At 46.2% G+C, this 13,696-nt stretch carries 11 protein-coding genes and 1 tRNA gene; 2 read left to right on the top strand and 10 right to left on the bottom strand.

Going from position 1 to position 13,696, the window contains the following annotated elements; all coding sequences use genetic code 11:
* Nucleotides 1-124 precede the first annotated feature (124 nt).
* The 7 genes from GWG06_RS27205 to GWG06_RS27175 form a co-directional block, all read right to left on the bottom strand.
* Nucleotides 125-1,159, bottom strand: coding sequence for an SO2930 family diheme c-type cytochrome (locus GWG06_RS27205; protein WP_160717539.1), 1,035 nt, complete (start codon nucleotides 1,157-1,159; stop codon nucleotides 125-127).
* Nucleotides 1,160-1,234: 75 nt separating this feature from the next.
* Nucleotides 1,235-2,518 (bottom strand): parallel beta-helix domain-containing protein, encoded by a 1,284-nt coding sequence (locus GWG06_RS27200; RefSeq protein ID WP_160717538.1) that lies wholly within the window; start codon nucleotides 2,516-2,518, stop codon nucleotides 1,235-1,237.
* 26 nt (nucleotides 2,519-2,544) lie between these two features.
* Nucleotides 2,545-5,295 (bottom strand): TonB-dependent receptor, encoded by a 2,751-nt coding sequence (locus GWG06_RS27195; protein WP_160717537.1) that lies wholly within the window; start codon nucleotides 5,293-5,295, stop codon nucleotides 2,545-2,547.
* A 271-nt stretch (nucleotides 5,296-5,566) separates the two neighbouring features.
* Nucleotides 5,567-6,469 carry a LytTR family DNA-binding domain-containing protein gene (locus GWG06_RS27190; protein ID WP_160717536.1) on the bottom strand — a complete coding sequence of 301 codons (903 nt, stop codon included), beginning with the start codon at nucleotides 6,467-6,469 and terminating at the stop codon, nucleotides 5,567-5,569.
* 49 nt (nucleotides 6,470-6,518) lie between these two features.
* Entirely contained in the window at nucleotides 6,519-7,034 is a 516-nt protein-coding gene (locus tag GWG06_RS27185; protein ID WP_160717534.1) for a hypothetical protein, read from the bottom strand.
* A 240-nt stretch (nucleotides 7,035-7,274) separates the two neighbouring features.
* On the bottom strand, nucleotides 7,275-7,742 hold the full coding sequence (locus tag GWG06_RS27180; protein WP_160717532.1) for a GNAT family N-acetyltransferase: 468 nt from the start codon (nucleotides 7,740-7,742) through the stop codon (nucleotides 7,275-7,277).
* A gap of 37 nt (nucleotides 7,743-7,779) precedes the next feature.
* Entirely contained in the window at nucleotides 7,780-8,673 is an 894-nt protein-coding gene (locus GWG06_RS27175) for a GIY-YIG nuclease family protein (RefSeq protein WP_160717530.1), read from the bottom strand.
* Between the two features lie 119 nt (nucleotides 8,674-8,792).
* On the opposite strand from GWG06_RS27175, the gene GWG06_RS27170 reads away from it, so the two are divergent.
* Nucleotides 8,793-8,866 (top strand) — tRNA-Pro (locus GWG06_RS27170).
* A 183-nt stretch (nucleotides 8,867-9,049) separates the two neighbouring features.
* On the opposite strand, the gene GWG06_RS27165 is transcribed toward GWG06_RS27170, so the two are convergent.
* The 3 genes from GWG06_RS27165 to GWG06_RS27155 all read right to left on the bottom strand — a co-directional run bounded on the left by GWG06_RS27165 (nucleotide 9,050) and on the right by GWG06_RS27155 (nucleotide 11,434).
* Entirely contained in the window at nucleotides 9,050-9,991 is a 942-nt protein-coding gene (locus GWG06_RS27165; RefSeq protein ID WP_160717528.1) for a sporulation-delaying protein SdpB family protein, read from the bottom strand.
* 14 nt (nucleotides 9,992-10,005) lie between these two features.
* A complete protein-coding gene (locus GWG06_RS27160; protein WP_160717526.1) occupies nucleotides 10,006-10,575 on the bottom strand; it encodes a hypothetical protein in 570 nt (189 codons plus the stop codon).
* 67 nt (nucleotides 10,576-10,642) lie between these two features.
* Complete coding sequence (locus tag GWG06_RS27155) at nucleotides 10,643-11,434, bottom strand: sporulation delaying protein family toxin (RefSeq protein ID WP_160717524.1); 792 nt, start codon at nucleotides 11,432-11,434, stop codon at nucleotides 10,643-10,645.
* 968 nt (nucleotides 11,435-12,402) lie between these two features.
* Here GWG06_RS27155 and GWG06_RS27150 point away from each other — a divergent pair.
* Nucleotides 12,403-13,674 (top strand): aspartyl protease family protein, encoded by a 1,272-nt coding sequence (locus GWG06_RS27150; protein ID WP_160717522.1) that lies wholly within the window; start codon nucleotides 12,403-12,405, stop codon nucleotides 13,672-13,674.
* Nucleotides 13,675-13,696: the final 22 nt, after the last annotated feature.

Genomic DNA, 13,696 nt, shown 5'->3' with positions numbered 1-13,696 from the left:
TACCTTTATTCATGGTATTTTAAAGTGTGGTAACTTAAATCTACCAAAAAAAGGGGGCAATTGCCCCCTTTTTTCTTGTAGTAGGTCTGATTTTTACCGGACACCAATGATTCGTAATTCGTAATTATTTTTTCATCTGCCTTATCCATTCCCCTATCAACACCACACCTTCCTTGTGTATTAACGTACGTGCAAGTTCCGGCATAGCGGTACCGGGTTCGGTGCTGTTCATGCGGTACCAGAGGATGGAGTGAATGGCATCACCGGGAATAACATCGATGTCGAGGCCTCCGGCTCCGCCGCCGGCGGATACGGGCGCTTTCATGATACCGAGGTGATTGGGATCTGTTTGTTCGTATTCGAGGAAGAGGCCTGTGTTGTAGGCATCACCGCCTTTGGTATGGCAGTGTGCGCAGTTAACGTCCAGGTAGGCACGGGCACGCTGGCTGACGGTAAAGTGGACGCTGTCTTTCCAGTCAGGCAGGCGCGGCACCTGCTGAGGGGCAGGAAGCCCTTTCAGCAGGCCGTTAGCCGCCCATTGTTCCAGCTGCGTAGCAGCAGCGCCGTTAGCGGCGAAGTTGAGATTCCGCGCTTTGGGACCTATGGGAGTCAATACGCTGTTGTTGATATGACAGCGCTTGCAGTCATTGGTATTGGGAACCTGATAGGTTGTTGAATGCTGTGCCCCGCTGTCGTCCAGCAGCGTAACGGGAACTTTCTTACCCAATATCCACCTGACGGCGTCCTGCTGATCTTCCTGCCAGAGGTAATTCATCACCTTCCAGTTTTTGTCGGCCGGATCCTTGAACAGCAGCCGGGTTTCAATCATGATGCGCTGATGCGACGGATTGGTGTAAGCGAAGTTCTTGATGATAAAAGTAGAATCCGGGAAGTCCAGCGGGCCATGATCCGTGTATTGTATGGAAGTACCCGGCGGCACTACTATAAACCGGTCTTTAACTGCATAGTCTGTGAATAAAGGCGTAGTTAACTCATAATGCTCTACGCCTTTCCGTGGTTGTAAATCCTTCAGCGCGCCGGTAAAAAAGCCGTAGTCAGATAATTTTTCCTTAAACCGGAAAGCAGTATCCTTTTCCGCTGACTTAGGCTGGCAGCTGAATAATGCGAAAAGCAATATTAATAAACAAGGTCCCCTCATGATCATTTACGAATTACGAATAACAAATGACGGCCGGCTGTTACTGATGACCATCTGACAAGTAATTTTATATGGTTATTTACAAATGAATGGCGTTACGTCTGTACTGGGTTTCCATGCTTTGGTACCCAGGTGCAGGGCATCGATGTTCACGAAGAGGTTGGGCTGCGACTGGCGGATACAGAGGGAATCCGGGTTGGCAGCCGTACCTTTTGTAAGCACGTTGCTGGTGATACCATCATAAGCGATAAAAGGCATCCTGGCATTTTTGCGGGAAGGATCCTGCGCATTGAGCTGCTGCTCTATACCAACCAGGATCTTGCCTACATGATGCTCATATACGGCAGCTGGAAAACTGCTGTCTGTTTTCATCTCGTTATCATGTATAAAAATATTACGCGGAATAGGATCATAATTGGCGTTCATTTTGGCAGCCGCATTCTGGTCAATAAAAAATCCGGATACTACTGAAATAGCGCTGGAGTTATTATTGATGATGCGGTTGTTGTACAGCTCTATGTCTGATGCAGCCAGGATCACCACACCGCTGCCCGGTGCGGCATTACCTACTCCCCAGGTGGAACCGAAGCTGCCTGCCTTCGCAAAATTCCTTTCGTTATTATCATGAAAATGGTTGTTGTAAGCCTTTACAAAGCCGCCACGGCGCGAAAGATCCGGCAGGTCGAAAATCAGGAACCCGGCAGTGTTACCATAGAAATCATTATCATATACTTCTGCATGCGCCGTATTTTCTATTTCGCAGCCGGCCACATTTTTGTAAGCCTTGCACTTGCGCACAATGGCGCTGTCTGACTGCCCTACGTAGATCCCTGCATCGGAAGCGCCCTGTGCGTAACAGTTTTCTATCAGCACATTTTTGCACATTACCGGGTAGATGGCGTATCCGCCGCTGGTAGAATCTGATTTAGACCATACCGCGTGCAGGTTGGTCACCACCACTTTTTCGCTTTTATTGATTTTAATCAGGTCGCCTTTAGAATCCTTCAGCGTCATACCGTTGATGGTAAAGCCTTTTACGTCAGTCACCCGGATGCCTTCCCCACCCTGGCTCTGGGCGGAAAAGTCCAGGATGGTTTTATCCGGGCCTTCTCCATCTATCAGGATATGATTTACCTGTGCAATACTAAGATTATCAAATTTGTAGGTGCCTGCCTTCAGCAGTATGCTGCTGCTGTCTTTCAGCGACAGGAAGGCTTCCGCTATCTTCATTTCCTCGCCTGGTACGAAGGTCAGTTTATTTTTATAACCGCCGTCGTGTTGTTCCGTCTGTGAATTACAGGCTGCCATTGTACAGCCCAGGGCAACAAAAAGCAAATGGTATATGCCGGGTAATTTCATGAGATTGATTTTTTATGTGGATGATATTAAAATACATTATACGCGAAGCTCACATAGTACATGCCGCCAATAGCCGGACTGCCGAAACCTGTTCTGTAGTAAGTGTTGGTAATATTGGTAGCGCCCAGTTTAATCCTGGAATGTGCCTGCAGGAGCCGGTAGCTTACCTGCGCATCTATCACTGCTGATGCCGGCACCATACCGCTGGCGAAGCCTATCTGGTAAAAATAGCCTGGTCTGTATCGGAAAGTTGTGCTGAACGAATATCGCTCTTTATTTCCAAATCCGGTGTTGCCAAGATCGATGTTGAATTTGTAGTTAGGCGTGTTGAAATTGTTTACCTGGCTGTTATTCCTGTTCTTCAGGAAATCGGAAGAGAAATTCACCTTTGCCTGAAAATGGTAAGGCAGCTCTACCCCTATGCTGGCGGCATATCCGTAGGTGTTCACCTTCTCAGCGCCGTTGTACGCTATATTATAGGACATGTAAGTACTATGGTCCTTAAAGGCGGCAGGATCATCCGTACCGGGTGTGTTGGCCACGTTGACGTATCCGATGAAATTCTTCCAGGTAGAATAATATCCCAGCACATCTATCAGTACACATTTGGCGATCAGGGAAGAATAACCTAACTCGAACGCATCTACGGACTGCGGTTTAATATCGCTGAGGGCAAATTTTTCCAGGTCAGCGGGATTATTGCTCTGCTGGTACTTTGTAACGCTGGCAAGGGTATAGGCCGGGTAGCGGTCAAACTGATACACGCCGTTCAACAGGCGGGATGAGCCTCCGGAGGCAAAGCTGTTGTAGTCGATCGGTGTGCTTTGCAGCGACTGTATATTGGAAGGAAAGCTATAGGCATTCTGGTAGGAAAAGCGGATAAAGCTCTCCTTGTTCACCTCTCCTACTGCGGATACCCGCGTGGTGATACGCGGTTTTTCGAACAGGGTATTTTTATCATAGCGGAAAGCGGCGCTGAGGCTCAGTTTATCATGCATCACCTTTTTAGTCAGATGTGCGTAGGCGCTGTACTCCGCTACATCGATAGGGCCATCGTTATCCGGGAAGAGGGTCCCTTTGGAGTCCAGGCGGTACAGCCTGTAATTCAGCCCGGCAATAAGGTCTGCAAATTTTATCAGATGGGAGAAATTGTATTGAGCTTCCACATTATACAACTTGCTTTTATCGAGGAAGAGGGTACCGCCTTTGGAAGTCGGCAGTTGTGAGATACTGTCTTTCAGGCGCAGGAACAGCGGGCTGCCGGCATCCGGCATTCCCTGGTTAGCGAAGCTGCGTGCAATATTGCCGGCCTCTTCATAGCTTTTACCGCCGGCCATTGCTTCCAGCAGGGCGCCGGTATATTGCGGATACCAGCCGTCGCCGGTGGCAGCGTTATAGCTGGGCTTCCAGGCTTCGTTGATCAGCTGGGCGGTAGGGCTGGCGATGATAGTATTACCGGAATTTTCCTGGGAGGTATATCCTCTGAGGAACCAGTTAGCGGCTTTCAGTTCCGCGCGGTACTGCCCCAGCTGGAAGTTGGTGAGCGCATAGCGGGTATCATTGCTGTATACGGCGTTACCTTTTCCGAATGTTCCGGAAACAATGGCTTCCAGCCCGGGCGTGATCTTATACCGCATCTCCAGGTTGGCCTTCAGTAATTTGGCATCGCTGCTGAGGTAGCCGTATTCGGCATAGCCGCTGCGCGCCACATAGTTGCTGCCCCTGGCGAGCAGCGGATCGATGAGTGGCGCCAGCTCAGGCTGCGCCTGCAGCGCGCCCTGCAGGAAAGGATTGATATCCACAGAAGTTTTACTGCCGTACATATTCACCCCGTTATAATTAGGGTCTGTGAGCGGGCCACCGGGACTGTTTGTATTTGTCGTATCATTGGCCATCCACTCTTTGGCCTGTACGTATTGTACATTGATTTTGAAGGCAAACCGATCGCTCACTTTCTTTGCCCAGCGCACGGCCCAGTCGTAGTACGGCGAAGGGCCAATCGGATCATTGGCTTTTCCTTTCTTAATATGATTAACGCCCTGGGTGATCTGTGCACTCAGGCCCTGGTATTTAAAAGGGTCCTTGCCGGTCATAACCAGCGTACCATTAAGGCCGCGGGAGCCATACAGCGCAGAAGATGCGCCGGACAGCAGTTCCAGGTTATCGACATCCAGTTCCGTTAAACCAATGGCAGTACCCAGCGGGAAATTAAGTCCGGGCGCCTGGTTATCCATCCCATCCACTATCTGCGTAAAATTGGTGTTCCCGCTGGTATTGAAGCCGCGGGTGGTCACGGTGGTAAAGGTCAGGCTGGAGGTAGTGATATCCACCCCTTTCAACCCCTGCAGCATATTAAAGTAGCTGGGCTGCGGGGAGTTAATAATATCTTTGGTGCCTATCCTTTCTATGGTTACCGGCGATTCAATTTTCTTCTGGACGCTCCGGCTGGCAGATACCACTACTTCCCGCCCCAGGATGGATACAGGCGACAGCTCTACCCGCTGCGGTCCGGCAGCGCCGACAATCACTTCTTTCGATTCAAAACCTACCGCAGAAAATATCAGCGTAACAGGTAATGCCTTTCTGGTAGAAAAACGGAAATTCCCCTGGTCGTTGGTATAATCACCATTAGGACCTTCCTTCATAGATACAGATACAGCAGGGACTACTTCTTTTGTGGCAGCATTCCGCACATTACCGGAAAGCACGGTTTGTGCATATGACAATTGAAAACATGCCAGCAGACAAAGAATACTTAACAGGACGGATTTTGACATTGGCTGGTGGAATTTAGACAGGTTGATAAAGGCGATATTACATAAAAGCGGGGAGGTAAATATGCAGTGGCAGGGGATTTGGGGCGAAATGGGGTGTAGAAGGGGTGAAATTGATGGAGATAAGATAATTGCGAATTACGAATTGCGAATTACGAATGTAGAAGCGAAGATTAAAACGAGATTTAAGGAGATAATTACTAGATATCTCCTTAAATCTCGTTTTAATCTTCGCTTCTACATTCGTAATTCGCAATTCGTAATTCGCAATTATTCATTTAAAGTGCTGTTGAAAACCCGGCAACCATGTATTAGATACCGGCACCATCATATCTTCCAGACCTTCTAATTGCAGGTAATGGCCTTTTGTATTTTTCTTAAAAAGCACCACTTTGGAGAGGTTCACCAGGTAGGAGCGGTGTGCACGGGTAAGGCCTGCGGATGAGAGCTGTGCTTCCAGTTTTTTGAGGGAAGTACGCACCAGCTCTTTGGCAATAGTTGTACCGGACAGGTAGAAGACATGTACATAGTTATCTTCTGCCTTCAGGAGCAGCAGTTTACCAGGGTGCAGGGAAAGCACCGGTTTATCATTTTCATCACGGATCTGCAGGCAGGTATCTGTTACCAGCTTCGGTGCGGGTACGGGTACAGATATTACCGGCTGTAGTTGCTCCTGCTCCAGGGTATGCAGCTGCCTCAGCTTTTCCCGGGTATAGAACCAGAGCAGCGCAATAAAATAAGGCAGGGGCATGATGAGCGCCGTATAGCGCAGGGTATTTATAAACTCACTCCAGGTGAGAAAGAATGTATCGATAAGCAGCACGTCTACCGCCGTAACAATGGCGGTGACCAGCACTATTTCTCCGAAAAACCAGAGCAGGTAGGTCGCGTTGGTGAGACGCTGCCGCCATTTCCATCTGGCCAGGGCGAACTGGGAAATGGTGAGTGCCACCATTCCGCAACCGGTGAAGATCCCGAACAGCTGCACCAACGCCAGCTGCTGCCCTTCATACCACATATTGATATTAAATGGGAGAAAGATATACATGAACAGGAAACAGAAAATGCTGCAGAAAGCAATCAGCATGATCCTGTTCTGTACGGAGTCCAGCAGGGAAAACCGGGGTTGTTCCAGGGTGGACTTTACAATCAGTGGTAAGGTTGGCAAGCTTTTCATACCGGGCAGTTTTCACCAATTAAGATAAGGAAATCCGCCGACAGTTGCATCAAAAGGACGGCCTTTCTCCGGGTTTCAGCTCCCGCCCGCGCCGTTGCTCCGCATTGGCAAAGGCGGCCGCATCCAGCGGGGTAAATCCTTTAGGGGCTTTGTGGGCAGGACCACTATAAATCCCTATAAATGCCTTATTCACCATGCGCCTGCTAACGGGATCGGTTGTACGAAAATACTGCGGATACCAGCCCTGTACAGGTCGCTGATCCGGCGCCGGTTTAGCGGCAGCCTTCTCCCTGTTGGCCAGCAGCTGTGCAGCGGTAATCTTCTCTACGGCCGCAGGAGAGAAAAAATAAACCTTCCGGCCGCGCAGGGAAGCACCACTGCTGCCTTTGAAAACACCCGCATGATGCCATTCGGTAGCAAATACGGTCAGTTCCGCAGCGCTCACTTTCATCCCCAGCTTCTTCGACAGTAATACTGCCGCTTCGCCGGCTTTCAGCAGCCCTTTTTCTTCTGCATCCTGGTAATTTTCAGACTTCCCCTGCCGTATATAGTCACGCATTTTCATGCCGGGAAGTTACAGGAAAAATTCAGTTTCGTGGTATTGACGTATCCCATACCAATGAATTGCATAGTCTGCTCCCCCCAAATAGGGATATATCCGTTGACCGGATTTTCTTTCCTTTATCGCGCAGGCATTATTCATAACGTCTTCTTCCTCATAACACATATAATACAACTCCGGAATTACTTCCGGGGTTGTTCCGCAGCATAGATACTGATGGCGGGGAGGCGGCCTTGCTCCTCTTTACAGCTGTTTTTCCAGCATAATCATATGTTTACACTGAATACCATTTTCAAAGATGGGGGCAGGATAATGATCCAGGAAGAAGTTTTTTCGTATAGCCGTGATCTCAAAACCACTTTTCTGATAAAGATGCAGCTGTCCCAGGCTGGAGTTACCTGTACCTATCAGCAGTTTTTCCGCATGCAATTCCTTTGCCTTTACTGTGGCGTCTTCCAGCAGGCGCCGGCCGACGCCTTTCCCCTGGCAGGTTTCCTTCACTGCAATATTCAGAATTTCCGCAACGCCGTGTTCCAGGGACAGCACATAAACGCCGATCGTTTCACCCTGGTGGCGGGCTACAAAAACGGCAGCTGCCGGCAGGTATTTACTGATAGCCGCTTCAGACGGATCCGCAAGCAGGAGTAATGCCAGCGGAGGTTCCTCCTCCGGGGACAGGCGGGTGATCTGTATCTCAGGGAAATCGTTCATGCCGCAAAGGTAGCGCAAAAATGCGGCGGGCAGGCGTTCAGCTGTTTTCTATTTCGCTGAGTGTTCTGCCTGCGGAATCTCTCCAGCTCTGCAGTCCGTTGCTGTTATAGCCCGCAATAATTGCGGCAGCAGCGGAAGGCGACCGGAAGATGATGTCTTCGCTGAAAACGTATTTGCCATCTTCCGGTTTCAATACTTCGGTAGTGATAAGGCTATCTCTTAATTTTTTATATCCCGGAGACAGGGAGCCGGTATTCAGGGCAGCCTGGGAACCTTTGCGTACCAGGATACCTTCGTCCGTCTGCAGGGCATAAGCGCTGAGTCCAGCTACCAGCATGGACAGCGGCCGGTTGTCTGCAGATTCATTCATATTTGCCAGCGTTCTTTCCAGCTGGTTGCGGGAAGGCATGGTAAGATGCTGCGGTTCATCCAGGAGCAGGTGCCCCATAACGCCCAGCAGTAACTTTATCAGCCCGAGGAATTCTTCCATGGAGTCTTTATCCGCTACCGGCAAAACAGCTCCCTGGGACTGGTTAACGTTTTCCAGTTCGTACCTGCCTGCATTGCGGGCCATCTGTATTAATCTGCTTTCCAGGTATTTTACATGCGCTTTGGTAAGATGCTCATCTTTACTGATAAAGAAGATAGCTTCGTTCCAGAAATCCCGGTTGGTCAGATGGTCCCGCAGGCGCATCCGGATATTCTCCGCCTCTCCGATATAGGCTTTCTGTTTGTTGGTCAGCTCTCCCTGTCCGAACAGGAAATATATTCCCGGCTTCCTGATCTGCGTAAAGTCGTCTTGTTCCTGCGAGAGCCGCAGTCTGCTGCAGGCGATGGCCTGTATAGTATAGTTCACTATTTCAACTACCCTGAACCCGGTTGCAGAGCCGTCTTTCAGGTGTATCTTCACATTTTTTCCAATGATGGCCATGAGGGAATGTTTTGTAATGAATATACTGATTATGGTTCAGGAAAAAACGGTTGTATAATTTTTAGCGGTAAAAACTTGGTAAATAAATAAAACCTGTTTATTTTGGTTAACCGGAATAACGGGATGTAGCGCAGCCCGGTAGCGCGCTTCGTTCGGGACGAAGAGGCCGCTGGTTCGAATCCAGTCATCCCGACCTTAAAACCAAAGAGCTTTACGTATTACACGTAAAGCTCTTTGGTTTTATGATAGATTTCCGTTAATATCCATATTAAAATTTTGTACCCTTCTTATATATTGTCCGCTTATCTGACGCCATCCAGCTGCAAAATGTATACTCATTATCAGGAAGAAAAAAAATGTACGGAATTCTCTGATATTAATACTGATTTTTAAGCGGTAGCACAGGTTTGACAAATACCGCACAGCTCAACCTGATCCTGTTCTTTAATCCGTTGATGATCCTTACTGAATGATTGGCATCATCAAGATAAATCACCAGCAAAGCCGCCATGGAGAAAAAGAAGGATAACAATCCATGCGTAAGAATGATTAAAAAATGAAACAGGAACCCCAAAACAAGAAAGATTGTTTTTACTTTTCCATTGGCAAAAATACAGGCAAACATTCCGATCTCAAATATGATCACTCCCCAGGTCAACAAGGTGACCCAATCAGATAAGGTAGCCGTTTCATATATATTTCTCAGCCAATCCGGCGCACCGATTATGGTATGTGAAATCCAGTAGTACAAAGCTGTTCCTTCTTTCCATTCTACCGTATACAGTTTCCCTATGCCGGCATTTAAGTAAATAATTGCCGCCTGTACCTGAATAAAAAACAATGCGACATTGGAAAACACGTTTATGCCGGATCTGCCGGGTAATTTGGGGGCGGACCATTGATTTACTCTCGGATCTGTTACACATAGCGGTATAAGTAAGCATGCGAGATTTGCAGCAATCTGATCTCCTCCATCTACTACAATTACCGTATTCGTTATACTCAGGCTAACCCATAAGTGCAGGAATGAAGTGACTTGCGGCAAAAAACCTGAAATCACGGATAATAATATCGCGATTGCTATGAACCGACCTGATTCAACTGAGAAAACAGTAAAGATATTTATATGAAAAAACAGAAGTTTATCTTGTAAATGATCTGCCCCATTGGCATCGTACATATATTGCGTATGCGTCAATAAACTGATATCATTAAACAGTAATACAGTTAATGTACCAATAGCTAAAAATGCCCTTACAAGCGCGATTTTTTCTGTATGGATAGTTTTAGTGCTTAGTGTTTCCAGGAAGGTCTTCATAAAATTGAAAAATGCTATTTAATAAGAACCGGTATTAAACTGATTTTTTGTTTCACCTCAAATTCATCTTTTCGTTTTAAAATAGACCAGGGCCTAAAGTCTTCTATGATGATCACATACTTCCCACGCAGGAGTTTGAGCTGTTCATCTGCTGTCACGTTATTATACAACAATGTATCCGCAGAGAAATAATCATTTATATTCTCTCTAAACTTTATGTTTTGCAAATAGGTCATCTTTCTCATACCGGCAGCATTTACCTTCCTGATAACATTACTCACTTCTACACTTAGCAACCTGTTATTTCTGTTGGCTCCCCAAAGAAATCTGGATTGAAAGGCACGGAGATCTTCTCTCTTCAGCATTCCATTTTCTACTTTATATAAGGAAAGGGAAGGTTCCTTAACTGTCTTTGTAAAAAAAGACCATCCTTCCGGAAAGATTGAAATATAATTTGCAGCATTAATTTTGAGTTTATTCAGCGGGTTATTCCCGGCGTAATTGGCCAGTAACAATGTAGTCAAAATACAATAGGCGAGTACCGAACAACCGAATATGAACAATAGTTTAATGTATCTATTCATGTTTCTTTATTTAGATCGGTTAAGATATTAGAGATCCGATATCTTAACCGATCAATTACTGAAGTACTTACTTACCTGCAAAACCTATCGTAATCATAGACGAATAGTCATCGAAACCAAAACCATTCGTTTTGGTAAGATCATCGTTAAGCAGTTGCTCGTTAGGAGTATATCCCAATACAATAACAATAATAATTAACACTGCAGCTGCTGCATAATAATACAACAGACTGGCAGTTTGGGTATGTACGGTTGAAGTTACCTGATAGTATGATTCTGATGAGTCAGCAGCCGGGGCAACAATGCTATTAGCCTCTTTGGCGAAATGCCTGATGTTTCTGGCCAGGTCGGTTTTAGATACGCTCTCAAGACTGCCGTATTTTTTTGTAAACTCCTGTACAACCGCCTTTCCTAATTCATCATCTAATTTTTTCTGCCCGTTCAAATGAACGATGGCCTCTAAATATTGCCTGGCTCCTTCTTTCATAGCAGCGCTTACCTGGGAGTAATCACCAGAAGTAACTTTTGCTTTAAAATCAACGAAGAAACCAGCACTGCTACTTTCAATATACTCAAGTACCTTATTCTCTGTAGCCCGTATTTCTTTCAGGGCTTTATCATCATCTACCATCCGGGAAACAGATAATGCCTGATAATCACCCAAATTTTTAACCAGGGGGCCATCAAGGAAAAAAACGGCCTTGAAATAATCACTGTCTGTTACTTTTACCGCTGCTTTTCCTGGTTCCGGTTCCCTTTTCACGTTGTCTTTTGAGCAACTATAGAAAAGAAAAGCAATTACAAGCAGCTGGCATAACTGATACTTTATAATAGTCGATTTGAAGCGTTGGATTAACATAGTTTTCAGATTATGAGGTTAGAAACTCGTCATGAACGGCTGTATTCATTGAAGGACACTAAGGACCTCTGGGTTTAATCAGCATAGACTTGTTCATATAAAGATATAGATGTATAGAGATATAGAGATATTGGGTAACTTATCTACTCCCGGAACAATTTAACAGGGATTATTTACATAACTACAACAAGCAATCATATCAATTTTGGTGGAGTCGGGGCCGTTCTGGAGTTAACGTATGCTTAAGCTGTTCAAAAGTTATACAAATGATGTATCATTTTCCTTAGCTGAATTCTAATATACTTTTTTTGTTTTAAACGGGAAAAAATATTAGCAGAAACGATGTCTGCACCTACGTTACCAGCGCCGCTTGATAACATTACAGACAAACAGAAAACATCCCCCATCTGCGGTATTAATACCGCAATATTACTACAGCATTCTATTGCAGATTATACTGTAGCATAGTCCTGAAAAGCTGGTAATAATTTCCGGAATGCTTGTTCACCAGCAGCAGGATGCCGATAAACATGATCTGGCAAGTTCACCCTGCGCCAGCCCCATAGACTGACATATCCGGAACAGCTGTTCCCAAAATGGGCATAATAAAAGAAAAAAAATCCCGGAATTGTATAAATTTATGGCTAATCAGCGCCTGAAGTTCAACGCAGCATTATTCCGCCTGAAGAGCAAGCAGCAGGATGAACACAATTTTATCTGATAACAGCACCGGTTTCAGACAAAATGTTATACATTTTTTTTCTGCAGTAGAATCAGTTCATCTTATCAAGGCAGGAAATTTATTCAGCCGTTTCAGTCGCAGCTGTATGCAGGGCTGATGACCGGACAACATCGATTAGTCCGGATTAAACCGGAACAGCATGACCTGAGCAGGCATTGATACTCTACTACCTGTCTATACAAAGAAAAGTAAACCGATTCCTATACCCGTACTTAAATAGGTCAATATGAAATCATTCAACCGCTGCGTCCTTGCCTGTTCTGCCTTACTCCTGATTCAACCGGCTGTTCAGTCACAAAACAAACTGCCTGTAATAAAGGCCACTTCCAGGGTAGTGGATGTGATAGACGGAGACGATTTCCGAAAGGGCGCCTGGCGCATCCTGCCGGAGAAAAACCCGGATATTTATCATGTCCTCATTCCCCACAAACCGCACCGGGTCATGTTCCGCACCAATATAGATTCCATTGCCTTCGACACCAGATATAACGGGGTGTATGATTTTATCATTGTCTTAAAAGACAAGGACAGCTGCCATATCCGTATCGAAGCAAAGGAAAATGATTTGCTGCAGTTCACCAGCAACAGAAAAACGGCCGCACAGCAAAGCGATACCATCCCCATGACCATAGGGAAGAACAATAAGATTTTTATTGCCGCAAGTATCAATGGTTCTGCCCCGTTAAATTTTCAGTTCGACCTCGGAGCTGGCGGAAATATCATTAAAAAGGGATCGGTAGATAAGCTCAACCTGCATTTTGACGGAAAAACCTTTCTGATCAATTCAGACGGCCGCAACGAAGTACCCACCAGCAGTAAAAACACACTGGTAGCAGGCCCCATGCGCTGGGAAAACAATATTACCCTGATTGTGGGCGATAATATGGACAATGGAGAAGACGGCCTGCTGGGCAATACCCTGTTTAAGGATAAGGTCATTGAGCTGAATTACGACCACCGCATAATGGTGATACATGATACGATGCCTGCCATCGGAGATGGATATACCCGGCATAACATTATTCTGGACGGAGGCGTAGTACCTTTTATACAGGCGGCCATTAAAGTAAACGGACAAATATTTTCCGACTGGTATATGTTTGACACAGGCTATTCGGGCTACCTGAGAATATCCGCCGCGCAGTATAAAAAACATCAGCTGGAAGGCAAGGTTGAAAATGAATTTAGCTTACGGGGCCACCGGGTTTTATTACCTGGCTTTGAAGTGGGAGGACATACTTTTACCAATGTGAGCACTGTTCTGGAAAAGGGTGATAATCCCCGGGGGCTGATGGGTAATAGTCTGCTGAAAAGGTTTAATGTATTCCTGGATAACAGAAATGGATTCATTTACCTGAAGCCTAACAGCCTGCTGCATACCCCTGACAGGCGCAATGCCTTAATACCCTGGCTGATAGCTGTTACCTTACTGCCGGTGACTTTCTTTACAGGACGTTGGATAATCAGGAAAAGAAAAAGAAAACACCATATCATTTAATACAGTTGGATGTAAGCATCAG

It is taken from the genome of Chitinophaga solisilvae, assembly GCF_009928525.1.
GTDB lineage: Bacteria > Bacteroidota > Bacteroidia > Chitinophagales > Chitinophagaceae > Chitinophaga > Chitinophaga solisilvae.
The sequence above is the reverse complement of the archived record's forward strand: the minus strand, read 5'-3'. Positions and strand labels throughout refer to the sequence as shown.

Coding starts and splice junctions, on each gene's coding strand:
- GWG06_RS27205 (WP_160717539.1), bottom strand. CDS start 1,159: ATGAGGGGACCTTGTTTATTAATATTGCTTTTCGCATTATTCAGCTGC.
- GWG06_RS27200 (WP_160717538.1), bottom strand. CDS start 2,518: ATGAAATTACCCGGCATATACCATTTGCTTTTTGTTGCCCTGGGCTGT.
- GWG06_RS27195 (WP_160717537.1), bottom strand. CDS start 5,295: ATGTCAAAATCCGTCCTGTTAAGTATTCTTTGTCTGCTGGCATGTTTT.
- GWG06_RS27190 (WP_160717536.1), bottom strand. CDS start 6,469: ATGAAAAGCTTGCCAACCTTACCACTGATTGTAAAGTCCACCCTGGAA.
- GWG06_RS27185 (WP_160717534.1), bottom strand. CDS start 7,034: ATGAAAATGCGTGACTATATACGGCAGGGGAAGTCTGAAAATTACCAG.
- GWG06_RS27180 (WP_160717532.1), bottom strand. CDS start 7,742: ATGAACGATTTCCCTGAGATACAGATCACCCGCCTGTCCCCGGAGGAG.
- GWG06_RS27175 (WP_160717530.1), bottom strand. CDS start 8,673: ATGGCCATCATTGGAAAAAATGTGAAGATACACCTGAAAGACGGCTCT.
- GWG06_RS27165 (WP_160717528.1), bottom strand. CDS start 9,991: ATGAAGACCTTCCTGGAAACACTAAGCACTAAAACTATCCATACAGAA.
- GWG06_RS27160 (WP_160717526.1), bottom strand. CDS start 10,575: ATGAATAGATACATTAAACTATTGTTCATATTCGGTTGTTCGGTACTC.
- GWG06_RS27155 (WP_160717524.1), bottom strand. CDS start 11,434: ATGTTAATCCAACGCTTCAAATCGACTATTATAAAGTATCAGTTATGC.
- GWG06_RS27150 (WP_160717522.1), top strand. CDS start 12,403: ATGAAATCATTCAACCGCTGCGTCCTTGCCTGTTCTGCCTTACTCCTG.